At 67.1% G+C, this 24415-nt stretch carries 22 protein-coding genes; 11 read left to right on the top strand and 11 right to left on the bottom strand.

Annotated features, from left to right (window positions below; genetic code table 11):
• Nucleotides 1-37 precede the first annotated feature (37 nt).
• The 4 genes from ACN9M4_RS16160 to ssd all read right to left on the bottom strand — a co-directional run bounded on the left by ACN9M4_RS16160 (nt 38) and on the right by ssd (nt 4015).
• Nucleotides 38-508 carry a type II secretion system F family protein gene (locus ACN9M4_RS16160; protein WP_426303504.1) on the bottom strand — a complete coding sequence of 157 codons (471 nt, stop codon included), beginning with the start codon at nt 506-508 and terminating at the stop codon, nt 38-40.
• A gap of 266 nt (nt 509-774) precedes the next feature.
• Nucleotides 775-1548, bottom strand: coding sequence for a type II secretion system F family protein (locus ACN9M4_RS16165; RefSeq protein ID WP_426299624.1), 774 nt, complete (start codon nt 1546-1548; stop codon nt 775-777).
• Complete coding sequence (locus ACN9M4_RS16170) at nt 1545-2816, bottom strand: TadA family conjugal transfer-associated ATPase (RefSeq protein ID WP_426299626.1); 1272 nt, start codon at nt 2814-2816, stop codon at nt 1545-1547. Before ACN9M4_RS16170 ends, ACN9M4_RS16165 begins: the two co-directional genes overlap by 4 nt.
• Entirely contained in the window at nt 2813-4015 is a 1203-nt protein-coding gene (gene ssd, locus ACN9M4_RS16175; protein WP_426299628.1) for a septum site-determining protein Ssd, read from the bottom strand. Before ssd ends, ACN9M4_RS16170 begins: the two co-directional genes overlap by 4 nt.
• A gap of 158 nt (nt 4016-4173) precedes the next feature.
• Between ssd and ACN9M4_RS16180 the strand changes: the two genes are divergently transcribed.
• From ACN9M4_RS16180 to ACN9M4_RS16190, 3 genes are all read left to right on the top strand, one after another.
• Nucleotides 4174-5859 carry a bifunctional 3'-5' exonuclease/DNA polymerase gene (locus ACN9M4_RS16180; protein ID WP_426303506.1) on the top strand — a complete coding sequence of 562 codons (1686 nt, stop codon included), beginning with the start codon at nt 4174-4176 and terminating at the stop codon, nt 5857-5859.
• A gap of 43 nt (nt 5860-5902) precedes the next feature.
• Complete coding sequence (locus ACN9M4_RS16185; RefSeq protein WP_426299630.1) at nt 5903-6790, top strand: CHAD domain-containing protein; 888 nt, start codon at nt 5903-5905, stop codon at nt 6788-6790.
• Nucleotides 6791-6967: 177 nt separating this feature from the next.
• Nucleotides 6968-7150: a YegP family protein gene (locus ACN9M4_RS16190; protein WP_426299632.1), complete on the top strand. Its 183-nt coding sequence runs from the start codon at nt 6968-6970 to the stop codon at nt 7148-7150.
• 4 nt (nt 7151-7154) lie between these two features.
• Here the strand turns inward: ACN9M4_RS16190 and ACN9M4_RS16195 are convergent, their stop codons facing one another.
• Genes ACN9M4_RS16195 through ACN9M4_RS16205 form a run of 3 tightly spaced genes read right to left on the bottom strand, consistent with a single transcriptional unit; the run spans nt 7155 to nt 9936 of the window.
• Nucleotides 7155-7835: an NUDIX hydrolase gene (locus tag ACN9M4_RS16195; protein WP_426299634.1), complete on the bottom strand. Its 681-nt coding sequence runs from the start codon at nt 7833-7835 to the stop codon at nt 7155-7157.
• Nucleotides 7832-8635: an endonuclease III gene (gene nth, locus ACN9M4_RS16200; RefSeq protein ID WP_426299636.1), complete on the bottom strand. Its 804-nt coding sequence runs from the start codon at nt 8633-8635 to the stop codon at nt 7832-7834. The genes ACN9M4_RS16195 and nth overlap by 4 nt, the downstream gene beginning before the upstream one ends.
• Nucleotides 8636-8646: 11 nt before the next feature.
• Entirely contained in the window at nt 8647-9936 is a 1290-nt protein-coding gene (locus ACN9M4_RS16205) for a hypothetical protein (RefSeq protein WP_426299638.1), read from the bottom strand.
• A gap of 335 nt (nt 9937-10271) precedes the next feature.
• Between ACN9M4_RS16205 and acs the strand changes: the two genes are divergently transcribed.
• The 5 genes from acs (at nt 10272) to ACN9M4_RS16230 (ending at nt 16759) form a co-directional block, all read left to right on the top strand.
• Nucleotides 10272-12320 carry an acetate--CoA ligase gene (gene acs / locus ACN9M4_RS16210; protein ID WP_426303508.1) on the top strand — a complete coding sequence of 683 codons (2049 nt, stop codon included), beginning with the start codon at nt 10272-10274 and terminating at the stop codon, nt 12318-12320.
• Between the two features lie 208 nt (nt 12321-12528).
• Nucleotides 12529-13845, top strand: coding sequence for an ABC transporter substrate-binding protein (locus tag ACN9M4_RS16215; protein WP_426299640.1), 1317 nt, complete (start codon nt 12529-12531; stop codon nt 13843-13845).
• Nucleotides 13846-13958: 113 nt separating this feature from the next.
• Entirely contained in the window at nt 13959-14963 is a 1005-nt protein-coding gene (locus ACN9M4_RS16220; protein ID WP_426299642.1) for a carbohydrate ABC transporter permease, read from the top strand.
• Nucleotides 14960-15871, top strand: a complete 912-nt coding sequence (locus ACN9M4_RS16225; RefSeq protein WP_426299644.1) for a carbohydrate ABC transporter permease — start codon at nt 14960-14962, stop codon at nt 15869-15871. Before ACN9M4_RS16220 ends, ACN9M4_RS16225 begins: the two co-directional genes overlap by 4 nt.
• A gap of 105 nt (nt 15872-15976) precedes the next feature.
• Nucleotides 15977-16759, top strand: coding sequence for a DeoR/GlpR family DNA-binding transcription regulator (locus ACN9M4_RS16230; protein ID WP_426299646.1), 783 nt, complete (start codon nt 15977-15979; stop codon nt 16757-16759).
• On the opposite strand, the gene ACN9M4_RS16235 is transcribed toward ACN9M4_RS16230, so the two are convergent.
• The 4 genes from ACN9M4_RS16235 to ACN9M4_RS16250 form a co-directional block, all read right to left on the bottom strand.
• A complete protein-coding gene (locus ACN9M4_RS16235; RefSeq protein ID WP_426299648.1) occupies nt 16756-17370 on the bottom strand; it encodes a LacI family DNA-binding transcriptional regulator in 615 nt (204 codons plus the stop codon). The two genes, ACN9M4_RS16230 and ACN9M4_RS16235, sit on opposite strands and share 4 nt — an antisense overlap.
• Before the next feature lie 51 nt (nt 17371-17421).
• Nucleotides 17422-18435, bottom strand: a complete 1014-nt coding sequence (galE, locus tag ACN9M4_RS16240; RefSeq protein WP_426299650.1) for a UDP-glucose 4-epimerase GalE — start codon at nt 18433-18435, stop codon at nt 17422-17424.
• A 188-nt stretch (nt 18436-18623) separates the two neighbouring features.
• Entirely contained in the window at nt 18624-19652 is a 1029-nt protein-coding gene (locus tag ACN9M4_RS16245; protein WP_426299652.1) for a LacI family DNA-binding transcriptional regulator, read from the bottom strand.
• A gap of 1 nt (nt 19653) precedes the next feature.
• The gene (locus tag ACN9M4_RS16250; protein WP_426299654.1) at nt 19654-20886 is read right to left on the bottom strand and encodes a Gfo/Idh/MocA family protein; all 1233 of its coding nucleotides are present in this window, start codon (nt 20884-20886) and stop codon (nt 19654-19656) included.
• 191 nt (nt 20887-21077) lie between these two features.
• Between ACN9M4_RS16250 and ACN9M4_RS16255 the strand changes: the two genes are divergently transcribed.
• The 3 genes from ACN9M4_RS16255 to ACN9M4_RS16265 are packed head-to-tail and all read left to right on the top strand — an operon-like array spanning nt 21078 to nt 24383.
• The gene (locus tag ACN9M4_RS16255) at nt 21078-22037 is read left to right on the top strand and encodes a carbohydrate ABC transporter permease (protein ID WP_426299656.1); all 960 of its coding nucleotides are present in this window, start codon (nt 21078-21080) and stop codon (nt 22035-22037) included.
• 9 nt (nt 22038-22046) lie between these two features.
• Nucleotides 22047-22979 (top strand): carbohydrate ABC transporter permease, encoded by a 933-nt coding sequence (locus tag ACN9M4_RS16260; protein WP_426299658.1) that lies wholly within the window; start codon nt 22047-22049, stop codon nt 22977-22979.
• A 48-nt stretch (nt 22980-23027) separates the two neighbouring features.
• Complete coding sequence (locus tag ACN9M4_RS16265; RefSeq protein WP_426299660.1) at nt 23028-24383, top strand: ABC transporter substrate-binding protein; 1356 nt, start codon at nt 23028-23030, stop codon at nt 24381-24383.
• Nucleotides 24384-24415: the final 32 nt, after the last annotated feature.

Genomic DNA, 24415 nt, shown 5'->3' on the forward strand with positions numbered 1-24415 from the left:
TCGGCTTTTCCTTGTGGAGGAAAACTGGCGGAACCCTTCAGGTGCCCGACGGGAGCATGGCGAGGAGAACCGGAACCACGCCAAGGCAGATGAAGGCCGGGAGTGAACACAGGCCCAGGGGAACCACGAGCTTCACGCCCAAGGCCGCGGCCCGGCGTTCGGCGGAGCGGAATTCCTCCCGGCGCAAACGGGCGGCCTGGGCGTAGAGGACAGCGGACGAGGGCGCGCCGGTGAGGGCGGCGAAGGCAAGCGAATCGCGCAGCCGGAGCGCCGCAGGGTTCTGGACAGCGGAACTTCGCCAGGCCGTTTCCCAATCAGCTCCGATGGCCAATGCGGCGACCACCGGCCGCAGGGACTCCCGGATCGTAGGAGCGGAGCAGGAAGCGAGCAGTTCCAATGCCCGGCCGAGTCCGGCTCCGGAGTCGAGGGCGGCCGCGGCGAGTTCGAGCATGATCGCTGTGCTCTCCAGGCCCGTGTATCCCCGGCCGCCGCTGGCGGTTCCACCCAGGCCACCGTCCCGGCCACCGCGCCTGGCAAGAAGGCGCGGCGTAAACACGCGCCGCCCAAACACAGGCCGCCCGGGCACGCTGCCGCCGGCCAGGGCGGTGTCCCGCGCCCCTGACCTTGGTTCTGTGCGCGGACTTGCGCCTGCCAGCGGGCTTCCCAGCTGCCGGACAACTGCCCGACGCCGGAGCCTCCCCGAGTTGGGAAAGGCCAGGACCGCCGCAAGAAACAGGGCGGCGGAGACTATGGCAGCCGGCAGTAGCCCGCCCATCAGCTTCCCCCAAGTAAGGTGTCGTGGTCCCCCGTCGCCGCCCGGACCAACCGCACCGACCACATCCGCCCCGCCACGGTCAGGATGATCCCCGCGCCGAGCGCAGCAAGGCCGAATGGGTTTCCAAGCAGGATCCCGAGTGGGTCGACGCCCAGCACGGTGCCGAGGCCGAGTCCGAACAGGGGAAGCCAGCTCAGCAGGCGGACCGTGGCTTTCGGGCCGGCAAGAGCCGTCTGCCGGGCGGCCTCGGCGTCGTCTTCGGCTTCCAGGTGTGCTGCATAGCGGCCGAGGATATCCGCAAGCGGACAGCCGCTCGCTTCGGCGACGTCCAGGCAATCCGCGAGTTCGCCCCAGATCCGTTGCTCCCTTGCCCGGAGCCGGGACGATGCAGAGGCCGTCCGGATGGCCGCGGCAGCCGAAACGCCGAGCATTGAGGCGGAACGGGCGGCGGAGAGAACGGCGACGGAGTCATCCGAAAGACCTTGGCCGGCGTCACGGATTCGGCCCTCCCGCGCGTCTGCCGATCGGCCGTGCACGGTCCAGACCTCGTCCCAGAGCCGGGACGCGGAACGCCCGCCGCGCAGCAGCGCGGCCAACTGCTGGACCAGTACCGCCAACGGCAGGTCCGCTTCCTTCTTCCGCCGGCGCCAACGCCAGGCCGCACTCGGCCTGTCCCTGCCCATCACCCTGCCCATCCGGCGGCCGGGCCCGGGCAGGTGGCCGATGGCCAGCCAGGCGGCGGAAGCAAGCACCATGAGCAGCAGGATGGTCATGCCGCCGACTCCAGCCCAGGGACCAACTCCAGCCCAGGTACCGGCTCCAGCCCCGTCGTCCCGGACCCTGCCACGCGTTCCACGACTGCAAGCCCCAGCCGCCCGGCGAGTTCCGGCCACGCCGGGCCGGCCGTCATCGCTCCGTTGCGCATCGCCAGCGCCGGCACCACTGCCTGGCCCGCGGGCGTCTCCAGCAACACCCCTATGCAGCCGACACTCCTGCCGGCCGGGGTCCGCTCCACGTGGACAACCACATCCAACGCGCTGGCTACCTGGAGCCTGACGGCTTCCTGGCTGAGCCCGGCCAAGGCGCCGAGGGCAACGATGCGGGCGGGAACGGCGGAGGCGGTGTTGGCATGGATGGTGCCGCCGCCCCCGGTGTGGCCGGTGTTGAGGGCGGTCAGCAGCTCCCTGACCTCCGCACCGCGGCATTCGCCGACGATAAGGCGGTCAGGCCGCATGCGCAGGGCCTGCCGGACCAATTCGCCGAGGTCCAGGACGCCTCCGCCTTCAAGGTTCCCGTGCCGGGATTCCAAGGAAACGACGTGCGGGTGCACAGGGTTCAGCTCCGCGGCGTCCTCGATGAGGACGAGCCTCTCTCCGGCGGCGCAAAGACCCAACAAGGTGGAGAGCAGCGTGGTCTTGCCCGATCCCGTGGCCCCGCTGATGAGGAAGCTCAGCCGCCGCTCCACTATGGCTTCGAGGACCCGCTGCGTCCCGGTATCGAACATGCCACCGGCCCGCAGTTCGTCCATGGTGAAGAGGTCCTCCCGTCTGATCCGCACGGAGAGCAAAGTGCCAGCCGTGGAAATCGGCGGCAGCACGGCGTGCACCCGGTACCCGCCTTTGAGCCGGACATCCACGCACGGGGAGCCGTCGTCGAGCCGCCGCCCGCCAGCCGACACGAGCCGCGAGGCCAGCGCACGGACCTGTTCTTCGCCGTCGAAACGGACAGCGGAAGGCTCCAGTCCTTTCCCGCGGTCGAACCACACGGAGTCGGGACCGTTGACGAAGATGTCGGTAACCGACGGATCACGGACGAGCTGCTGGAGCGGGCCCAGTCCGTTGAGCTCGGCGCTGATGGTGTCGACGGCGGCGAGGGCACCCGCGGTGCCCAGCAAACGGCCGGTGGCGTGGACCGCGGCAGCCACCCGCGACGGGGTGACGGGACCGGCGTCGGACATCACTGTTTCCCGCACACTCTCAAGAAGCGCGGCGTCGAGCCGCCGGTCCCGGCGGAGGCGCTCGCCCCGGCGTTCCTGGGTCATGCTGCACCGTCCTCGAGGAGCTCGAGCACTGGTGCGGCGAAGCGCCGCACCGACCGTCGCTTGCCGAGGTCCAGCAGCCGGCCCGTCTCGGCGGCGGCCGCGGTTCCCCGCAGTTCAGGCAGCACCGCATGCAGCCGCAAGCCAAGGGATTCGGCGATGACGCTTCCGTCTAGGGCGCTGCCCTTGCCACCACGCACCACCAGCGCCGCCTCCACCGGCGGGAGGTCCTGGAGGAGCCTGGCCGCGGCGACGGCTGCGCGCAGTTGTGCCGGTGAGACCACGAGGATGCGGTCGCAATCCCAGGCGAAGCCGCGCAGCGGTTCCGTTCCGCGGCCGATGTCGACGACGACGAGTTCGAAGGCGCGCCGTGCGGCATCCATGACCGCAGCCACGGCAAGGGCGTCGGGCTGGGCGGCCTTGTCCCTCCTGCCCGGCCAGGACAAGAAGGCGAAGCCACCGGCCGTGGGTAGGGAACCGGCAAGCTGCTCGGGATCGATGCTGCCTTTGGCGTCGGCAAGGTCCGGCCAGCGGAGCCCTGGATTGTCCTCGGCGGCCAGGCTCAGTTCCAGTCCGCCGCCGCGGGGGTCACCGTCGATGAGGAGGGTCCGGACTCCATGTGCAGCCGCCTCCTGGGCCAGCCAGATGGCCGCCGTCGAGGCCCCCGCCCCACCGCACGCCCCGGTGAGCCCGAGGACCAGCCCTCCCGGTTCCGGTGCCTGGGACCTGCTGAGATGTTCGGCGAGCCAGGCGGCCCCCTCGGGCAGGACCGCGACGCGTTCCGCCCCCAGAGCGGCGGCCAGCTGCCACAGGTTGTCGCCTTCGACGGCAAGCCCGAGCAGGACGGCGGGAGCCCGACGCCGGGGCGGGAGTTCCCGGATATCGCTGCCGAGCAGGACCATCCCGGCTGAGTCCCAGAGCAGCAAGGCTTCTTCCGCACTGGCCGCCGTCCGCAGTTCTGCCCCGAGGGCCGCGACGATCCTTTCGGTTTCGGCTTGGAGCCTTGGGCTGCTTGTTACCAGCAGGACATCGGTCCCCTCGGCAGGCAGCCAGGGCGGCTCCGTGGAATCGCCTTGGTATTCCCTCCCCGCGCCCCGGCGTTTGCCCGCAGCCCCGGCAGTCGGCAAACCGCCGGCCGCCCGCGAAGGGTCCACCTGATACGCGCCCGAACCATTCCCGTCCTGGATGTGCTGCCTGCTCATGAAGCCACTGTCCGCAGGACGAAGCCGTGCCGGAAGCACGGCAGCGTCCTATGTGGACAAGTTCCCGGAAGCAGTCCTGTGGGGGACAAGTGACGATCAGGACGGGATTTGTCCTGATTGCGCAAAGCGGCCCCGGAACGCAGGGCAAAATTGTCATCATGTATCTGCTGCTCGCCGCCCACCCGCAGGGGGCAGCCATCCAGGAAACAAGCGCCGGGGGAACCCCGCTTTCCGAAGCGCGGCCCATCGGCAAAACGGAACTCCCCGCCGTCGTGCGCGAACTGGAAGCGGGGCGGCCGCGCTGGATCTGGAACCGAACCCAGGACTGGTACCCGGACCTGCTCGCCTCCGAGGTGCGCCTGGAGCGCTGCCACGACCTCAGCCTGTGCCGCACGATCCTCGCCTTCTCCGAGTTCACCGCGCACACCGAATATGCGCGGAGCGCCGCCCAGCCCGCCGTCGACGAGGAAAGCGGCGTGTTGAAGGCCTTCGCTCCGCCCCCGCCGCCGTCGGACCAGGAAGCATTGTTCGAGGCACCTGCCGCGCAGGGCCAGGCGCCGGGGCTGGAGGAGATCCGGGCGGAGTTTGCCGCGCAGCAGCTGGCCGTGAAGAGCGTGGCGGACGGTCAGCGGCAGCGGCTCCAGCTGCTCCTCGCGGCAGAGTCGGCCGGCGCGATGATCGCCGCGGAAATGCAGCACAGAGGTGTGCCCTGGCGCGAGTCGCTCCACGAGGACATCCTGCGCCGGCACCTCGGCCCCCGGCCGGCACCCGGCCACCGCCCGGCCGTCCTGGAGGCGTTGTGTACCGAACTTCGGCGGCTCCTCAACTCCCCGAAGCTGAACCCCGATTCCCCGCAGGAACTGATCCGCGCCCTGCACCGCAACGGCATCGAAGTCAGCTCGACCAGGCAGTGGGAGCTCAAGGAATCCACGCATCCGGCGATCGGGCCGCTCCTGGAGTACAAGAAGCTTTCCCGCCTGTTCACGGCAAACGGCTGGGCCTGGTTGGACGCCTGGGTCAGCGGTGGCCGATTCCGGCCCGAGTATGTGGTGGGCGGGGTGGTTTCCGGGCGCTGGGCTTCCCGCGGCGGCGGGGCGCTGCAGATCCCGAAACAGATACGCGGAGCCGTGCACGCGGATCCGGGGCACAAGCTGATCGTCGCTGACGCCGCGCAGCTCGAACCCCGCGTCCTCGCCGCCCTCGCACAGGACCCGCGCCTGGCAGAGGCCGCGCGCGGCAAGGACCTGTACGCCGGCATCGCGGCCCAGGGCTTCGGCGGCGACCGTTCCAAAGCCAAGATCGCGATGCTCGGCGCGATGTACGGCGCCACCACGGGTGAGTCCGGCCGCCTTATGCCGCAGCTCACCCGCACCTACCCGCGGGCAGTGGGCCATGTGGAGCAGGCGGCGCGCGACGGCGAAGCGGGCCGAACGGTGACTTCCCGCCTCGGGCGCAGCAGTCCGCCGCCCTCGGAGCGGTGGTTGCGCAGCCAGCGTTCGACGACGGCGGAAGAGCAGCGCCGCGCCGACACCATCGCCCGCTCGCGCGGCCGCTTCACACGGAATTTCGTGGTCCAGGGTTCCGCCGCGGACTGGGCGTCCTGCTGGCTGGCGGAACTGCGACGGCGGCTCCGGACCCTGGGAGCGGACGGTTCGCCGAGCGGCGAGCTCGTCTTCTTCCTGCACGACGAAGTGATGGTCCATGCCCCGGAGGAAGCCGTCCCGGCTTGTGTCCGGGCGGTCGAGGAAGCGGCGGCCGCCGCAACGGAGCTGCTGTTCGGGACGGTTCCCTTGGAATTCCCGGTGAGCGTCGCCGTCGTCGACTCCTACGACCAGGCCAAGTAGACGGCCCCTTGTTCCGGCCTGGCGGCCGGAGGACGATGGGCCCGTGGGAAAGAAAGCCCAAAAGGCGCTGGAAGGTTACGTGGCCGCCCAGCTCAACGAACTGGACAACGCCTTGCCTTTGCTTGCCTCCACGGACCACGAAGCCGTCCACCGCTGCCGCCTCGCTATCCGCCGGCTTCGCTCCGTCCTCGCTTGCTACCGCGGCCTGGTCACGAAGTTGCCGAAGCCCCTCCGCAAGGACGTCAGGTGGCTGGCGACGTCCCTGGGCGAAGCCCGTGATGCGCACGTCCTGGCACAAAGGATGCGGCTGTCCATCGACGCGCAGGAGTCCTGGGAGTCCCCGGAAGCGCTTTACAGCTCGGTCGGGATGCTCGACTCCGCCGCCGGACGGGCCGCCGCCAGGCTCGGCCGGGGAAAGCGGAGCCGCCGCGTAGTCCACTCGGTCCGGGCCTCCGTGGCTTCGGGGCAGGCGCCCAAGGTCCGGAAGACGGCGCTGGCCTCCCGCCTTCAGGAGCAATGGGACTGCATGCGCGAAAACCTGGCCGGCGACTCCGCCTCTGCTGACCCGGCCGCCCGCAACACCGCGCTCCACGAGGCCCGAAAGGACATCAAGCGGCTGCGCTACGCCGCGGAAGCCGTCACCGAGGTGTTCGGCCCCGACGCCGCAGCGATCATCCAGCCGGCAATCACCCTGCAGCGGTTGCTTGGGGAACAGCACGACGCCGTTGTTGCCGGCGAATGGCTTGCTTCCTTGGAGGATGAGCCGGGTGTCGATGCACGGGACGTTCAGGTCCTGGTGGATGTGGAGCTGCGCCGGAAGATCCACGCCGAGGAGGAATTCAGCCTCGCCGCCTTCGAGTATCCGGTTCCTGCGCCGCGGCGGGCCTTGAACTTCCACGCGGCGTCCCCGGGCACGGGGCCCGTAACGTAGCCCCCGCACGCAAGCGGACGCCAGTCAAAAGACTCGATAAGACCCGGTCCATGACGCCGAAGGTAAGCTACGCCACAGTAACTTTCGGGCACGGCTGACACTCGCTAGCCTCAAGGGACGCGGACCGCTGGAACCGGCCGCAGGGGGCATTCATCGATCATTCAGGGGGACAGCAGCGTGGCTGGACGATTCGAAATTCTCAGGGGCAACGACGGCACATACCGTTTCAGGCTCACGGCGGCGGACGGCACCCTGGTGGCCGAGTCGCCGCAGTTCAAGCAACTGAGCGCGGCCGTCGCAGGAATCAACGCCGTCCGCGAAAACGCCGCGACGGCCCTCATCGTCGACTGCACGAAGTAGGGGCTCACAGCCGGATCTGGTGCATCCGCTCCTCGTCCCACGGAATGGTCCAGCCCAGGGCATCGAACAGGCCGTTGAGCACCATTGCTGTGAAACCCCAGACGACGACGCCGTTCACCAGGAAGACGGGGCTGGTGAAGGTCCGTCCGCCGCGGCTAAGGCTGCCTGTGTAACGGTTGACCGGGTCCAGCAGGTCCCGGACTGGAACCCGGAACACCTGGGCGGATTCGGCATGGTCGACCACCCGGACCGGCGACGGCGACGCCCACCACGCCAGCACCGGCGTCACCACGAAATTGCTGCGGCTCAGCCCGACGTCCGGCATCGTACCGAGCACCTGCACTCCGCCGACATCGAGGCCGGTTTCCTCGACAGCTTCGCGGAGGGCCGCCGCAACCACCGATTCGTCCCCGGGATCGATGCTCCCGCCAGGGAACGCCACCTGCCCGGGATGCTCGCCGAGGGTGTGGGCGCGTTCCAGGAGAAGCACGTCAAGGTCGGCGGGCACCACGTCCTTGGAGGACTTCGCCGGAACGTCGTCGAGCACTCCGAACAGCATGAGTACCGCGGCTTTCCGGGCCAACCCCGCATCGACTTCGCCGACGGCGATGCGCGGATCGAACGCCGGGTGGTCTCCCGATTCGATCCTGGAAGCCAGGTACAGCAGGTCCCCGAGCGCCGTCATTTGCGCGCCCTCCTCAGCTCCAGCTGGGACTCCTTGCGGATCTCGGCGGCCCGGGCGGTCTCGGCCAGCAGCTTTTCGAGCAAGGCCTCCTGGCCCGGCGCGAGCTCGTACTTGAGCAGCTTGGCAGCCTTCACCGGGTCAGTCTCGCCAGCGCCGTAGCTGGGGCACCAGTTCGCCACCGGGCAGGCGCCGCAGGCGGGCCGCCGGGCATGGCAGATCCTGCGCCCGTGGAAGACCACACGGTGTGACAGCATCGTCCAGTCCTTGGGTTCGAACAGTTCCGCGACGTCGAACTCGATCTTCACGGGATCCTCGGAGTCCGTCCACCCGAATCTGCGGGCGAGCCGGCCGAAATGGGTGTCCACCGTGATGCCGGGGACGCCGAACGCATTTCCAAGCACGACGTTCGCCGTCTTGCGCCCGACGCCGGGAAGCGTCACCAGGTCTTCCAGCCTGCCGGGCACCTCGCCGTCGAACTCGTCCACCAGACGGGTGCTCAGGGCCAGCACGTTCTTCGCCTTGGCCCGGTAGAAGCCCGTCGGCTGCAGGATGGCCTCCAGCTCTGCAGGTTCCGCTTCCGCCATCGCCCGGGCGTCCGGGTACCTGGCGAAGAGGATCTTGGTGACCTGGTTGACCAGTACATCGGTGGTCTGCGCCGAGAGCACCGTGGCGATGACCAGTTCAAACGGGTTCCGGAAATCCAGTTCCGCATGTGCATACGGGTATTTCTCCGCGAGTTCCTTGTTGATCCTGCGGGCGCGGCGCTTGCGGGCGAGGGGGGTTTCGGCGGTGGCGGGCACGGCGGTCCTGTTCAGCCGCGTTCGACATGGCTGAGGTCGCGCAGGACTCCGAGCCTTCCGTCGGTGTTCTGGACCAGGAATTCCTCGCCCCGGTCTTCGAGCGCGAGCACCCAGCCACCCGGTTCGATCGTGAAGGCCGGGGCACCGCTGTGCTCGTCCACGGCAACGCGCGGCTGGGGCACTGCGAACCAGAAGGCCTCGTAGGCCTGTTCCTGGGTTTCCTCGGGACGGCTTGCCGGATCAACTGTGGCGCCGATGGGCTCTACCGGGCGGGCTGCCTGGGGGTAGGCGGCCGTTTCCGGGGCACGATCCGGGGCCCGGTCGACAACGGGGTGGGCCATCGTTGCCGGCATATCCTTCCCGGCAGCCGCGGGTGCCTGGGGCGTCTGGGCGGCCGTGGATGCCTGAGGCTCCGGGGCAGCCCTGGGTGCCTGAGGCTCCGGGCCAGCCGCCGGGGTACCGCCCTCGGGGGCTTCAGTTCTGGTTTCCTCGGGGGCAACGGAGGCCGGGGGCGCAGCAGAAGCGGCCGGCGTCGGGACCACCGCGAAGGGACCGCCCGCGGCAGGTGCACCGGCTACAGGACCGGCTGCAGCCGGGACAACGGCGGGACCGGCTGCCTTTTGGGCGGGCTTCGGCGCAGCAGGCTTCCGGAAGGGCGCGACGGCGTCGCGCGCCACCAGATGGGCGGTTGACTCGGCACGGTCCTTGAAATCGTCGCGCAGGAGCGGGATGTGCGGGGCGAGGACAGTGGCGGCGAGCAAGGCGAGCGCCCCGACCAGGCCCAGCAGCAGGTAGCCGCTGAAGGCCCCGGCAACGCTCAGGAAGTAGAGGGCAACCGCGAAGGAGGCCACCACGGAAGCAAACTGGTCAACGGAGAGCGAACCGATCCGCAGCGGATTCTGCGGCTGCAGGCGCCGGGCCACGAACAGCGCGGTCACCACCAGGGGCAGCACGATGCCTAGGCCCAGGAAGAAGAGGTTGCTGAGGCCCCAGAGGTTGTACGGACCGAACATCGGAAGCAATGAAGCCACGAACAGGAGCAGCGCCGAGGCGAAAACAAGGAGGTCGCGCACCGTGAACGGACCCGCCACCGCCGTGGCCCGGCCGGCCTGCGCTGGAGCGACCTGCGCGGAAGCACCGGCCTGCACGGGGGCGGCCGTCTGCGCTGCGGCAGCCGTCTGCGCGGAAGCACCGGCCTGCACTGCGGCAGGGGCGCCTGCGGCAGGGTCCTGTGCGGCACCGGGAGCCGGAGCCCCTTGCTTCGCCGCACCGTTTTCGGGGGCGGGGTTCATCTGGTTCATGACAAGTTCTCCTTTGCACTGCAGTGCCGGTCCGGCGGTGTCCCGGCCGCTCGCGACGGCACTGGCCGGACACGCGGCTGAGCCGGCGGTCGACGCCCCGGAACCCTTTCAGCCTATGCCACGGCCCTGACAGCCCCTAGCCGCTCGGCGCTAAATCCCCACCGCTCACGGCCACAATGTGATCCGGCACACTCCCCGGCGCAGCCAAAGCGATAGTGTGTATGGCGGAAAGCATTCTGCGGTATTTCCGCGGGAACCACAGCGACGTGATCGGCCGCCGTGCGTTCCGGCGGCAGCCTCCCCCGCAGCGAAAGATCGACGAAGATGAGGTCCACATGTCCCAGGACGCCAAGGAATCAACGGCCACCGCTGCCCCCATCGTTAAGGACGCCATCACTGACGCCGGGAACGGCGACGCCCTGGAAAACCTGCTGCACGAAAACCGGAAGTTCGCGCCGTCGGCTGAGTTCGCCGCGAACGCGGTGGCAGGGGCCGGGGACTACGCCGAGGCGGCCAAGGACCGCCCGGCATTCTGGGCCCGGCAGGCCCGCGAACTGCTGAGCTGGGACAAGGACTTCGGCCAGGCCCTGGACTGGTCCGACCCGCCGTTCGCGAAGTGGTTCGTGGGCGGGGAAGTCAACGCCGCCTACAACGCCCTGGACCGGCACGTGGAGAACGGCCTTGGCGACCGGGTGGCAATCCATTTCGAGGGCGAGCCCGGTGACACCCGCACCATCACGTACGCGCAGCTGACCGAGGAGGTCAAGAAGGCTGCCAACGCCTTCGAGGCCCTTGGCGTGGCCAAGGGCGACCGGGTGGCCGTGTACCTGCCGATGATCCCGGAGGCCGTGGTCACCCTGCTGGCCTGCGCCCGGATCGGTGCCGTGCATTCGGTGGTCTTCGGTGGTTTCTCCGCGGACGCCCTGCGCTCCCGCATCGACGACGCCGAGGCCAAGCTCGTGGTCACGGCGGACGGCACCTACCGGCGCGGCAAGCCCAGCCCGCTCAAGCCCGCCGTGGATGAGGCCCTTGCCAAGGAAGGCCACACGGTGAAAAACGTCGTCGTGGTCAAGCGCAACGGCGAGCCCGTGGACTGGGTCGAAGGCCGGGACAAGTGGTGGGCGGACACCGTGGACGCCGCCTCCGCCGAGCACACCGCTATCGGGCACGACTCCGAACACCCGCTGTTCATCCTCTACACCTCCGGGACCACCGGCAAGCCCAAGGGCATCCTGCACACCACCGGCGGCTACCTCACCCAGACCGCCTACACCCACAAGGCCGTGTTCGACCTCCACCCCGAGACGGACGTGTTCTGGTGCACCGCCGACGTCGGCTGGATCACCGGACACTCCTACGTCGCCTACGCGCCCCTCGTCAATGGGGCCACCCAGGTCATGTACGAGGGCACCCCGGATTCCCCGCACCAGGGCCGCTGGTGGGAAATCGTGGAAAAGTACAAGGTCTCCATCCTGTACACCGCCCCCACGGCGATCCGTACCTTCATGAAGTGGGGCCGCGACATCCCGGCCAAGTACGACCTGTCCTCCATCCGCGTGCTCGGCTCCGTCGGCGAACCGATCAACCCCGAGGCCTGGATGTGGTACCGCGAGGTCATCGGCGCCAACGCCGGCAAGAACGGCGAAACCAAGGACCACCCGGCGCCCATCGTGGACACGTGGTGGCAGACCGAAACCGGCGCGCAGATGATCGCGCCCTTGCCCGGGGTGACCGCCACCAAGCCCGGCTCCGCCCAGGTTCCGCTGCCCGGCATCGCCATCGACGTCGTGGACGAAACCGGCGAGTCGGTGCCGGACGGACACGGCGGCTACCTCGTCATCCGCGAGCCCTGGCCCTCCATGCTCCGCGGCATCTGGGGCGACCCGGAACGCTTCAAGGACACCTACTGGTCCCGCTTCGAGAACACCTACTTCGCCGGCGACGGCGCCAAGAAGGACGAAGACGGCGATATCTGGCTCCTCGGCCGCGTGGACGACGTCATGAACGTCTCCGGCCACCGGCTCTCGACGACGGAGATCGAGTCCGCGCTCGTCTCCCACCCCTCGGTGGCCGAAGCCGCCGTCGTGGGCGCCGCGGACGAAACCACCGGCCAGGCCGTCGTCGCCTTCGTCATCCTCCGCGGGGACGCCGTGAACAACGGCGACGCCACCGTGCAGGAACTGCGCAACCATGTCGGCAAGGAAATCGGCCCCATCGCCAAGCCCAAGCATGTGCTCGTGGTCCCGGAACTGCCCAAGACGCGCTCCGGCAAGATCATGCGCCGCCTCCTCAAGGACGTCGCCGAAGGCCGCGAAGTGGGCGATGCCACCACCCTGTCCGACCCGACGATCATGTCCCAGATCGCCGAATCACTCAGGAAGTAGGCACGGCTCAGCGGCGCCAAAAGGCCCCGAAAGGCACCAAACAGGGCTAAGAGAAGGCGGCGGTTTCCTCGGTGAGGAGACTGCCGCCTTTGCCATAAGGGGGCTGCGGCCAGAATGTTATATTTAGTTATTTCCTGTTCTCTTTTGAGCGTATATAGTCATATCTAGTGAGATACCTCACAAGCACCACGCTTTCAAGGGAGAGAACATGGCAGCGAACATTGACCCGTTCCAGGCGGCCCACAATGCGGGTCCCGGACGGCGCACGATCCTTAAAACGCTCGGTATCGGTGCTGCCGGGCTGGCCGGAATTCCGTTGCTTGCCGCTTGCACCGGCGGTTCCGGACCGGCTCCCGGAGCCACCTCGAACAGCCTGACCTTCGGCTCGGGCTCTTCGGACGAGGTCCCCAAGAACGCCTACAAGGCAGTCACCGACGCGTTCACCAAGAAGACCGGCATCACCGTAGCCACCAACGTCGTCCCCCACAACGACTTCCAGAACAAGATCAACTCCTATCTCCAGGGCAGCCCGGACGACGCCTTCACGTGGTTCGCCGGCTACCGCATGCAGTACTACGCGGGCAAGGGCCTGCTGGCTCCCGTGGACGACGTCTGGGAGAAGATCGGCGGCAACTTCTCGGACGCCATGAAGAAGGCGTCCACCGGACCTGACGGCAAGATGTACCTGGTCCCGAACTACAACTACCCCTGGGGCTTCTTCTACCGGAAGAGCCTCTGGGCCGCCAAGGGTTACGAGGTCCCGAAGACCTTCGACGAACTGAAGACCCTGGCCACGAAAATGAAGGGCGACGGCATCATTCCGATCGGCTTCGCGGACAAGGATGGCTGGCCGGCCATGGGCACGTTCGACTACATCAACATGCGCCTGAACGGCTACCAGTTCCACGTCGACCTCACCGCCCACAAGGAAAGCTGGGACCAGAAGAAGGTCAGCGACGTCTTCGACACGTGGAAAGCGCTCCTGCCGTTCCAGGACCCCGCCGCCCTCGGCCAGACCTGGCAGGACGCCGCCAAGGCCCTCGAAGCCAAGAAGACCGGCATGTACCTCCTGGGCTCCTTCGTGACCCAGCAGTTCACCGATCCCGCCGTGCTCGCGGACATCGACTTCTTCCCGTTCCCGGAAATCGCCGTCGAAGGCACCGACGCGGTGGAAGCCCCGATCGACGGCCTGCTCCTGTCCAAGAAGGGCGGCGACAACAAGGCGGCCCATGACTTCCTGGAATTCATAGGCTCGGCGGAAGGCCAGAACGCCTACGCGTCCGTCGATACCTCCAACATCGCCACCGTCAAGGGTGCCGACACGTCAAAGTTCTCGCCGCTGAACAAGAAGTGCGCGGACACCATCGCCAACGCCAAGTACATCAGCCAGTTCCTGGACCGCGACGCCCTCCCCGCCATGGCCAACAACGTGATGATCCCGGCGCTGCAGTCCTTCATCAAGGACGGCACCGTGGACGTCAAGAACCTCGAAGCGCAGGCCAAGACCCTCTACGCCGCCCAATAGCTGCCGCTTTTCCGCGCGGGTCACCCCGCGCACCGGCATCCCCAGGACAGGTACGACGACGGCGGTCCCACCCGCCGTCGTCGTACCTCCTACGCAAGACTGAAGGAATCCCCATGAGTACTACCGCCGAAAAGCCGGCCGCCCCGGACAGCGAGCCCGGCGCGGCCGGTCAGACCCTGGCCGGTTTGAGCCGCCGCGGCGTCGGAAGGCGGACCATCAAGGCAGGCAGGGTCCGCCGGCTCACCCGGCGGGACAAGCTGGTCCTTGCGATCATGGTGGGGCTGCCCACCGTGATCCAGCTGCTGCTGGTCTGGCTGCCCACGCTTTTCTCGATCGCGCTGAGTTTCACCCGATGGAACGGCCTGGACCTTAAGGACATCAAGGCCGCGGGAACCGAGAACTACCGTTTCGTGTTCGAGGACTACCCGCCGTTCTGGCCCGCCATGCAGCACAACATCCTCTGGCTCGTCTTCCTGGCCCTGATCGCCACGCCGCTGGGGCTGCTGCTGGCCGTGCTCCTGGACCAGAAAATCCGGGGCAGCAAGATCTACCAGAGCATCTTCTTCACACCCGTCATGCTGTCCTTGGCACTGATCGGCATCATCTGGCAGCTGTTCTACAACCGCGACAGTGGGCTGCTGAACTACCTCCTGGGCACTGCCGGCACCCCGCAGGCCGTGGACTGGTTCGGCGATTCGAACGTCAACATCTGGGCGGCCATGGTGGCGGCCACCTGGCGCCACTCCGGCTACGTCATGATCCTGTACTTGGCCGGGCTGAAGGGCGTGGACCCCTCGCTGCGCGAAGCCGCGTCGATCGACGGCGCCAATGCCGTGCAGACGTTCTTCCGGGTGGTCTTCCCGGCCATGCGGCCCGTGAACATCGTGATCGTGGTCATCACCATCATCGAGTCGCTGCGGGCCTTCGACATCGTCTACATCATCAACCGCGGCACCAACGGCCTTGAACTGATCAGCGCCCTCGTCATCCAGAACCTCGTGGGCGAAGGCCAGGTGATCGGCGTCGGCTCTTCCCTCGCGGTGATCCTCCTGGTGATCTCCCTAATCCCGATCGTCTTCTACCTCATCCGCACTTTCGGCAAGGAGAGCAAGGCATGAGCACCCTCGCCAACCGCATCCCGACCGCCACGCCGCCCGCCGGCATCCGGCGCGCAACGGGCAAACGCCACTACGGCACCCATATCTTCCTGACGGTCATGGCCGTCATGTGGCTTATCCCCCTTGGCTGGAGCCTGTTCACGGCGCTGCGGCCCAAGGCGGACACAGACAAGTACGGCTACTTCAGCGTCGGGGGAACCTTCAACTTCGACAACTTCATCCAGGCGTGGACGCAGGGCGGATTCTCGAAGTACTTCCTGAACTCCGTGCTCATCACCGTCCCCTCGGTGCTGCTGACGCTGCTGTTTGCCTCCATGATGGCCTTTGCGGTGTCACGGGTGAGCTGGAAGTTCAACATCACCCTGCTGATCATGTTCACGGCGGGAAACCTCCTGCCCCCGCAGGTCCTCGCCGCTCCCCTGTTCGAAATGTTCAAGCACCTCACGCTGCCCTATTCCTTCAGCGATTCCGGCAACCTCCTGAACACCTACATTTCGGTGATCGCCGTGGACACGGCGTTCCAGATCGGCTTCTGCACCTTCGTGCTGTCGAACTACATGAAGGCCCTCTCCTCGGACCTGACCGAGGCCGCACTCGTGGACGGCGCCGGGATCTGGCGGCAGTACTGGAACATCATCCTCCCGCTGTGCCGGCCCGCCCTCGCCGCGCTGGGCACCCTGGAAGTCATCTTCATCTACAACGACTTCTTCTGGCCTCTGCTCTTCATCCAAAGCGGCGACCGGCTGCCCGTGACCACCGCCATCAACAACCTCCAGGGCCAGTTCCTCAGCAACTACAACCTGCTGGCGGCCGGCGCCACCATCACCGTGATACCCACCCTGATCATCTACCTCGTGCTGCAGCGCCAGTTCGTGGCTGGCCTCACGCTCGGTTCCAGCAAGGGATAGGAAAGCATGGCCACCCACCGCAGGTACGCTAAACCTTAGTGCCGGAGGCGTCGCCGTCGTCGAGTCTTCCCGGTAGTCCGCCACCAACCGTCCAGAGAGGCTCCGATGCTCCAGGCCGCCCGCCACACCGCCATTGTCGACGCCGTCCAGCGCGAACGGGTCGTGCGCGTCACGGACCTGGCCCAGGCCCTTGGGGTCTCCGCCATGACCGTGCGGCGGGACATCGAAAGCCTCGAAGAGGCCGGGCTCGTGGAGCGCATCCATGGCGGCGCCAAACTACCCGGCGACGCCCGCACCCACGAGCCCGGCTTCGAGCAGAAGTCCACGCAGGCGATCACGGAAAAGCAGGCCATCGCCCTCGAGGCCGCCAAGCTGGTCAAGGAGGGCTCTGCCATCGGACTGAGCGCCGGGACCACCACCTACGAACTCGCCAAGCTGCTGCTGGACGGGCCGCGGATCACGGTGGTCACGAACTCGATCAGGATTGCCGAGTTGTTCCACCACGATCCCGGCACAAGCCGGCGTGGCACTTCGGTGATCGTCACGGGCGGGGAACGCACGCCGTCGGACGCGCTGGTCGGTCCGATCGCGACGTCGGCGCTGAAGCAGCTGCATCTGGACACCTTGTTCCTCGGTGTCCACGGCATGGATGCCCAGGCCGGTTTCACCACCCCGAACCTGCAGGAAGCGGAGACCAACAAGGCGTTCATGGCCTCGGCACGGAACGTGGTGGTCCTGGCCGACAACAGCAAGTGGGGAACCGTGGGTATCGCCTCGATCGCCGGGCTGGAAGACGCCGATGAGCTGATCACCGACCCCGGGCTCGGCGAGGAAGCCCGCCGGGTACTGGCCGAAGGCGTAGGGAAGCTGCGGATCGCCGAGGCCTAGGCGTCGTTTCGGCCCGCGCCTGCCGCGAGGTAGTCGACGGCCAGCCTGAAGCCGTGGCTGCCGGCACCGGCGATCACTGCCGAGCAGGCTGCCGACAGCAGCGACTGCCAGGCCTGCCCCGGCTGGTACGGATTGCCGGTAATGACCTCGACGACGGGGCAATGGACCGCGGTCACGGCATCCCGCAGCGCCGCCGAAGCGTGCACGGCACGGCCGGCGCCGACGACGATCCCCAGCACCGATGGATCGACGCCTTCGAGGATGCCGGCCGCAGTTGCTCCATCCTCCGCGGGAACGCAGCGGACACTGATTCCATGGCTTGCGCCGGAGATCTCCGGGACGGCGTCCTCCGGGCCGGTCAGGACGAGGATGCTCCCGCGGCGAACCGCTGCCCGACGCGAAGGCCAGGCGGCACCGCGGCTGCGGCCCAGTTCGGATGCCGCCGTCGACGGGACATAGCCGAGGCCGCGCGCGGCCTCCAGCACGCGCTGCCGGGTGGCGTCCGCCACCCTGGGTACCCCGCGCAGCGCTCGCGACACTGTGGCGGTCGAGACGCCCGCGGCTTCGGCGACATCGCGGATGTCCGCTGGGCGGCCAGGGTTTGCGGGCACCCGTTCCCTTACTGCCGCGGCCCTTCCCGGAGCGACCATGGAACCGCGCCTTTAGCCCTTGTAGCCGTGGGGGTTGTTTTTTTGCCAGCGCCAGTGGTCCTGGCACATCTGGTCGATGGTTTTGCTGGTGGACCAGCCCAGGTCGGCCAGGGCGGAGGAGGCATCGGCCCAGAAGGCGGGCAGGTCCCCGGCGCGGCGGCCGGTGATTTCGTACGGGAGGGGGTGGCCGACGGCTTTTTCGAAGGCGTGCAGCATTTCCAGCACGGAGGTGCCGCGGCCGGAGCCGAGGTTCCAGCGGTGCACCCCGGGCCGGGCGGTGACGTAATCCAGGGCCGCGACGTGGCCTTCGGCGAGGTCCACGACGTGGATGTAGTCCCGCAGGCAGGTCCCGTCGGGGGTGTCGTAGTCCCCGCCGAAGACCATGAGTTTCTCGCGCCTGCCCACGGCGACCTGGGCGATGAAGGGCACCAGGTTGTTCGGGATGCCCTGGGGGTCCTCGCCGATCCGGCCCGAGGGGTGGGCGCCGACGGGGTTGAAGTAGCGCAGCAGTGCCACGTGCCAGCGGGCGTCCGCGGCGCCGAGGTCGGTGAGGATGTCCTCGATCTGTTCCTTGGTGCGCCCGTAGGGGTTGTTCGCCCCGATTTCCATTTTCTCGATGTACGGGACGGGGTTGTGTTCGCCGTACACGGTGGCCGAGGAGGAGAACACGATCGACCGCACGCCGTGGGCGTCCATGGCCCGCAGCAGGTTCAGGGTGCCCACGATGTTGTTGTAGTAGTAGTTCAGGGGTTCCTGCACGGATTCGCCCACGGCCTTGAGCCCGGCGAAGTGGATGACCGCGTCGATGGCGTGGGCGGCGAAGATTTCCTCCAGGGCCGGTTCGTCCAGCAGGTCGGCCTGGTGGAACACCGCGGCGCGTCCGGCCAGTTCGTCGACCCGGCGCAGGGACTCCTCGCTGGAGTTGGCCAGGTTGTCCACCACGACGACGTCGTGGCCGGTTTCCAGCAGGGACAGGACCGTATGCGAGCCGATATAGCCCGTGCCACCGGTAACAAGAATTCTCATGGCTTCCTTCGAAAGGGAGTTGGGATTGCCAAAAATCTACCCGGACCAACGCCAAACGGGAAGCGATTTTGTGAGTTTTTGTTCAGAAAGTTTCAAATTTGTTGCGCTGCAGGGGTTGGCCAGGGCTTGTCCAGGGGCTGCGCCGTGGGGGTTGGGCCGCCGGACAGGTGTTAGTGGCAGGACAGGTGCTAGTGGCAGCCGCAGGAACGGCGCAGGACCAGTTCGCAATCGAACACCTGCGTGCGCGGCGGCTCGTCCCGCCCGGTGCCGATGATGGCCCGGACTCCGGCTTCGGCCATCTGTTGGATCGGCTGCCGCACCGTGCTTAGCGGAGGCCAGGAGAATTCGGATTCTTCCGAGCCGTCGAATGACACGACAGCAACGTCCTCCGGAACCCGCAGACCGGCCTCATGCAGGGCCCGCAGGAAGCCAACGGCCTGTTCATCGGAGGTGATGAAGACGGCTGAGGGGCGGTCCGGAACCTCCAGGAACCTGCGGCCGGCGTCGTATCCGCCGGCCCGGTCGAACGAGCAACGGAAGATCTGCCCGTCCGAGGCGCCCATGCCCTTGAGCGCCTCACGCCAACCGAACTCACGGCCGTCGAGAGTATTGCCCGTGACAAGTCCTTGGACCAGGGCGATGTCGCGGTGGCCGTGGCTCGCCAGGTGCTCCACTGCCCGCCTGGAACTGCTCACGAATTCGGGGCCGATCGCATCGACTTCCAAGGGATATTCGGAGAAGTTGAGCAAGACCGTTCTGATGCCCCGGCCCTCGAGTTCGCCGACTTCGGGGCGGTGGTTCAGGACGGAGCAGAGGAATACCCCGTCTACCTGCCTGTCCGCGAAATTGCTCAAGTGGCGTCGTTCCACGGTGAGGGAATCCCGGGAGTCGCCCAGCAGCATCGCATAGCCCTCTTCCTCTGCGGCCTGCTCGACGGCCTGGGCCAGGCTTGCGAAAAAGGGGCTGCCGATCTTCGGCACCACCATGCCCAGGATGCGCGATGAACCCATCTTCAGCGCCCGGGCGGTGACGTTGGGCCGGTAGCCGAGCGCGGTGATGGCCTGCCGGACCTTCTCCTGCGTGGCCGGAGCCACGTTCTTGGGCCCGCCGTTGACCACATAGCTCACGACGGCGGTGCTGACGCCCGCGAGGCGGGCGACGTCCTTGCGCGTGATGACGGGTCGGGACGAGGCGGAGAGGTCCGGCATAGCAAACATCCTAGTTGCGGACCGTTTCCCCCAGCGGTGCCGTGAGGTTCGCCGGGGCGTCGCCGAAGTCGCGGATCGGCAGGCGTTCGCCGCCACGCAGGGCCGACTGGTGCGCCACAATTCCGGGGAGGGTGAAGCGCGCGGCTTGCCAGGCGTTGACGGGCGGCAGGGTGCCGGTGGCCACCGCCGTCACGAAATCGTCCACCAGGAAGCTGTGGCTGCCCTCGTGGCCGCTCGGCAGGGCCCGCAGCTCCTCGGGGAGGCGGGAGGGGTCGTGCACCGGAGCCAGGCCTGAGACGAAGGCATCCCGCAGGGCGGGATCGACATCGGCCAGCGAGGGGTCGTCCAAGGGGATGCTGGGAAGGGTGCTGATCTGCTCGCTGACGTCAGTGAAACCCTCCTTGTCCTGCCAGACGGCGGTTTCCACGATTTGTTCGAAGCTGCCCTCGGTACCGAAGTACCGGAAGCGGCTCTCGCGAAGGTGGGAGGGATAGCCGACGCGGCGGAACTCGTTGATGCGGACGCTGCCGCCGCCGTCGAGCTCGAACAGGGCCGTGGCGTTGGAGAAGTCGTTGCCGAACATGCTGACGTCCTTGTCGAAGACGCCGTCGCCGCGGTCGTCGTGAACACCGATGCAGCTCACGCTGGTGAGGTGCCCGCCGATTCCGCCCAGCACTCCGCCCACCGAATGCGTGGGGTAGAGCATGGGCGGGTAGCTGGCGGTCTTGTGCCAATCCTTGCCGCCGCTGTACTGGTAGGCCGCGTAGAAGCCGAGGTCCATGTCGTGGACGTAGTCGCCCTCCGCATAGAAGATGCGGCCGAAGGCGCCGGCATCCTTCTGCTGGCGCGCGTAGATGGTGGCGGGGTTGTAGTAGCTGGTCTCCCCCATCATGTATGTCAGGCCGGTCTCGCGGACGGCGTCGATGATCGCCGCGATCTCCTCCTCGCTGATGGCCATCGGGACCGCGGAGTAGACGTGCTTTCCGGCGCGAAGGGCCTGGACCACCAGGGGACCGTGCGTCCAGCGCTGGGTGAAGATGGCGACGGCGTCGACGTCGCTGGCGAGCATCTCCTCGAAGCCCGGGAAAGTCCCTGCAAGCTGCTGGCGCTCTACGAGGGCGGTAGCCCTCTCCGGCAGTACGTCAGTGACATACACCTCCGAAATCAGGGGGTGCGCATTGAACAGCTTGGTGAACTGGCCGGAAAACTGGCCGGCACCTACCACGCCGAGTGAAAACGTCATTGTCTGGCTCCTCCTTGGGCCTCAACGGTCTTGGATTCATCGAGTCTCGCAGCGGGATCTACTCGAGTCAATAAAAACGCAAGAAACGGAAGAAATTCTCACAAAATTGCACAAATGCTCTTGACCCTTCAAAATCTACTCGTGTAGATTCGCTGCAGTTGTTAGTCATGTCACACTCGGAAAGGTCGACGATGACCACACTCACCAAACAGTCCGGCCCGGGGCTTTCGGCCCGGGGGCCACAGAAGTCGAGGAAGCGGGGAAAGCCTGGCGCGGACTTCCGCGGCACCGGTGATCTCAGGATCGCGCTCTTCTTCATCGCGCCGGCCATGCTCGGCTTCGTGCTCTTCTATTTGGTCCCCACCATCCGCGGGATCTACCTGAGCTTCACGGAGTACAGCATCCTCGGGGACCCGGAATGGATCGGCACCCGGAACTACGAACGCATCGCCAAGGACCCGCTGTTCTGGAACGCCCTCGGCGTCACCACCCAGTACGTCATCATCAACATCGCACTCCAGACAGCCCTTGCCCTGGGCATCGCACTCCTCATGCACCGGGTGGCCAAGTCCACGCTCATCCGAGGTGCGCTCCTGATGCCGTACCTGATGGCCAACGTCATCGCCGCCCTGCTGTGGTTCTGGATGCTGGACTACCAGATCGGCATCGTCAACCAGCTCATCGAATGGCTCGGCCTGCCCCGTGTAGCCTTCTTCGGCAGCGAACAATGGGCCATCCCCACCCAGGCGCTGATCAACACCTGGCGCCACATGGGCTACACGGCACTGCTGATCTTCGCCGGGCTGCAAGCCATCCCCAACAGCGTCTACGAGGCCGCCAGCATCGACGGTTCCAAGGCGGTCAGCACCTTCTGGCGGATCACCCTGCCCCTGCTGCGCCCGGTCCTGGTCCTGGTCCTGGTGGTCACCGTCATCGGTTCCTTCCAGGTCTTCGACACCGTGGCAGTGACCACCGCCGGCGGACCGGTCAACGCCACCCGCGTGCTGCAGTTCTACATCTACCAGCGCGCCTTCAACGAACAGGACTTCGGCTACGGCTCGGCCCTGGCCGTCATCCTCTTCCTCATCCTCGCCCTCGTGGCCTTCATCCAGATGAAGTTCCTCCGCGGCAACCAGTCGGACCTGGACTAAGGACACCCCATGACCACCACCGCTACCCGCCCGGCGGACAGCCGCCGTCGGCCGTTCAGAACGAACCGCCCCGTCAACTGGCGTCGCACCATCGCCTGGGTCCTGCTCGCCGTCGCCATCGCCGTCAGCGTCCTGCCCTTCTACTGGGTGCTGCGCACCGCCCTCTCCACCAACGGATCCCTCGCCGCGAACTCCGCCAGCCTGCTCCCGGCCGATTTCAACCTCGGCGCCTTCAAGCGCGTCTTCGGCCTCCAGACTGCCGCGGAAGCAATCGCGGAAGGCGGCTCGGGCGCCTCCATCAACTTCTGGCAGTACCTCTGGAACTCGCTGTTGTTCTCCAGCATCACCACCGCCGGCGCCGTGTTCTTCAGCTCGATGGCCGCCTATGCCTTCGCCCGGCTGCGCTGGAAAGGCCGCGACGGCGTGTTCTCCCTCTTCCTGGGAACCATGCTGGTCCCGCCGATCTTCACTGCGCTGCCGAACTTCCTGCTCGTGAAGAACCTGGGCCTGCTCAACTCGATGCTCGGCATGGTGCTGCCCTACCTGTTCATGACCCCGTTCGCGATCTTCTTCATGCGCCAGTTCTTCCTGAACATGTCCCGCGAAGTGGAAGAGGCGGCGATGCTCGACGGCGCCAAGCACTGGCGGATCTTCTTCCAGATCGTCATGCCCAACGCCGCCGCCCCGATCGCGACCCTCGCCCTGCTGACCTTCATGGGCCAGTGGAACGAATACTTCTGGCCGCTGCTGGTGGGCACCACCGAGGAAACCCGCGTGCTCACCGTGGGCCTGGGCGTCTTCAAGTCCCAGGCACCCCAAGGCGCCCCCGACTGGTCCGGCCTCATGGCCGCCACCCTGGTCTCTGCAACACCGGTGCTGATCCTCTTCGCCATCTTCGGCAAGAAGATCGTCAACTCCATCGGCTTCAACGGCACCAAATAGCTTTCCCTCCATCCCCCAACCCCACATCAACCCACGTAAGGACCCACCATGATGAACAAGAAGGCATTCGGCGCCGTCGCCGTCGCTGCCGCGGCAGCCCTTGCACTCTCCGCCTGCGGAAGCGGAAGCAGCAGCGGCGGCGGGGAATCCGCCAAGGGCGAGATCAGCTACTGGCTGTGGGACGCCAACCAGCTTCCCGCGTACCAGCAGTGCGCCTCCGACTTCCACAAGGCCAACCCGGACATCACCGTGAAGATCACCCAGACCGGCTGGGACGACTACTGGGGCAAGATCACCAACGGCATGGCCTCCGGCACGGCCCCGGACGTCTTCACCGACCACCTCGCCAAGTACCCGGACTTCATCAAAACCAAGCAGCTGATGGCCCTGGACGACGCCGTCGCGAATGACAAGGTGGACCTTGGCCAGTACAACGAGGGCCTCGCGGACCTGTGGGTCGGGCAGGACGGCAAGCGCTACGGCCTGCCGAAGGACTGGGACACCATCGCGCTGTTCTACAACAAGAAGATGGCCGCCGACGCCGGGCTCACCCCCGAACAGATGGGCTCCCTGACGTGGAACGCGCAGGACGGCGGCACCTACGAAAAAGCCATCGCCCACCTCACCGTGGACAAGAGCGGCAAGCGCGGCGACGAGCCCGGCTTCGACAAGAACAACGTGGCGGTCTACGGCCTCGGCCTGGAATCCTCGGGCGCCGGCATGGGCCAAACCCAGTGGAGCTTCCTCACCGCCACCACCGGCTGGAACCACACCGACAAGAACCCCTGGGGCACGCACTTCAACTACGACGACAAGAAGTTCCAGGACACCATCACCTGGTGGGCCTCCCTGGCCGAGAAGGGCTACATGCCCAAGCTGGAAACCACCGTCGGCGCCAACGCCGCGGACAACTTCGGCGCCGGCAAGGCAGCCATCAACACCTCCGGCTCCTGGATGATCGGCCAGTACTCCGGCTACAAGGGCATCCAGCTGGGAATCGCCCCGACCCCCACGGGCGCCGACGGCAAGCGGGCCTCGATGTTCAACGGCCTGGCCGACTCCATCTGGGCCGGCACCAAGAAGAAGGACGCCGCTATCAAGTGGGTGGAATACCTCGGCTCCGCAGCCTGCCAGGACGTGGTCGCGGCAAAGGCCGTCGTCTTCCCGGCCGTGAAGGGCTCCTCTGAAAAGGCCGCAGCCGCATTCAAGGCCAAGGGCGTGGACGTCAGCGCTTTCACCCAGCACGTCAAGGACAAGACCACTTTCCTGTTCCCCATCACGGACAACGCTGCAAAGATCGAAGGCATCATGAAGCCAGCCATGGACGGCGTCGTTGCCGGCAAGTCCCCGGCCAGCTCCCTGACCGCAGCAAACGAACAGGTCAACGCCCTCTTCGCCAAGTAGGACCTTCAACGCGGGGTCGCCTACGGCCCATC

The organism is Arthrobacter sp. R-11, from assembly GCF_049913155.1.
In the GTDB taxonomy this organism is placed as follows: domain Bacteria; phylum Actinomycetota; class Actinomycetes; order Actinomycetales; family Micrococcaceae; genus Arthrobacter.

Excerpts from the sequence above, each read along its gene's own strand:
- ACN9M4_RS16165 (WP_426299624.1), bottom strand. The coding sequence starts at position 1,548 with ATGACCATCCTGCTGCTCATGGTGCTTGCTTCCGCCGCCTGGCTGGCC.
- ACN9M4_RS16170 (WP_426299626.1), bottom strand. The coding sequence starts at position 2,816 with ATGACCCAGGAACGCCGGGGCGAGCGCCTCCGCCGGGACCGGCGGCTC.
- ssd (WP_426299628.1), bottom strand. The coding sequence starts at position 4,015 with ATGAGCAGGCAGCACATCCAGGACGGGAATGGTTCGGGCGCGTATCAG.
- ACN9M4_RS16180 (WP_426303506.1), top strand. The coding sequence starts at position 4,174 with ATGTATCTGCTGCTCGCCGCCCACCCGCAGGGGGCAGCCATCCAGGAA.
- ACN9M4_RS16195 (WP_426299634.1), bottom strand. The coding sequence starts at position 7,835 with ATGACGGCGCTCGGGGACCTGCTGTACCTGGCTTCCAGGATCGAATCG.
- ACN9M4_RS16205 (WP_426299638.1), bottom strand. The coding sequence starts at position 9,936 with ATGAACCAGATGAACCCCGCCCCCGAAAACGGTGCGGCGAAGCAAGGG.
- acs (WP_426303508.1), top strand. The coding sequence starts at position 10,272 with ATGTCCCAGGACGCCAAGGAATCAACGGCCACCGCTGCCCCCATCGTT.
- ACN9M4_RS16215 (WP_426299640.1), top strand. The coding sequence starts at position 12,529 with ATGGCAGCGAACATTGACCCGTTCCAGGCGGCCCACAATGCGGGTCCC.
- ACN9M4_RS16220 (WP_426299642.1), top strand. The coding sequence starts at position 13,959 with ATGAGTACTACCGCCGAAAAGCCGGCCGCCCCGGACAGCGAGCCCGGC.
- ACN9M4_RS16225 (WP_426299644.1), top strand. The coding sequence starts at position 14,960 with ATGAGCACCCTCGCCAACCGCATCCCGACCGCCACGCCGCCCGCCGGC.
- ACN9M4_RS16230 (WP_426299646.1), top strand. The coding sequence starts at position 15,977 with ATGCTCCAGGCCGCCCGCCACACCGCCATTGTCGACGCCGTCCAGCGC.
- galE (WP_426299650.1), bottom strand. The coding sequence starts at position 18,435 with ATGAGAATTCTTGTTACCGGTGGCACGGGCTATATCGGCTCGCATACG.
- ACN9M4_RS16245 (WP_426299652.1), bottom strand. The coding sequence starts at position 19,652 with ATGTTTGCTATGCCGGACCTCTCCGCCTCGTCCCGACCCGTCATCACG.
- ACN9M4_RS16250 (WP_426299654.1), bottom strand. The coding sequence starts at position 20,886 with ATGACGTTTTCACTCGGCGTGGTAGGTGCCGGCCAGTTTTCCGGCCAG.
- ACN9M4_RS16255 (WP_426299656.1), top strand. The coding sequence starts at position 21,078 with ATGACCACACTCACCAAACAGTCCGGCCCGGGGCTTTCGGCCCGGGGG.
- ACN9M4_RS16260 (WP_426299658.1), top strand. The coding sequence starts at position 22,047 with ATGACCACCACCGCTACCCGCCCGGCGGACAGCCGCCGTCGGCCGTTC.
- ACN9M4_RS16265 (WP_426299660.1), top strand. The coding sequence starts at position 23,028 with ATGATGAACAAGAAGGCATTCGGCGCCGTCGCCGTCGCTGCCGCGGCA.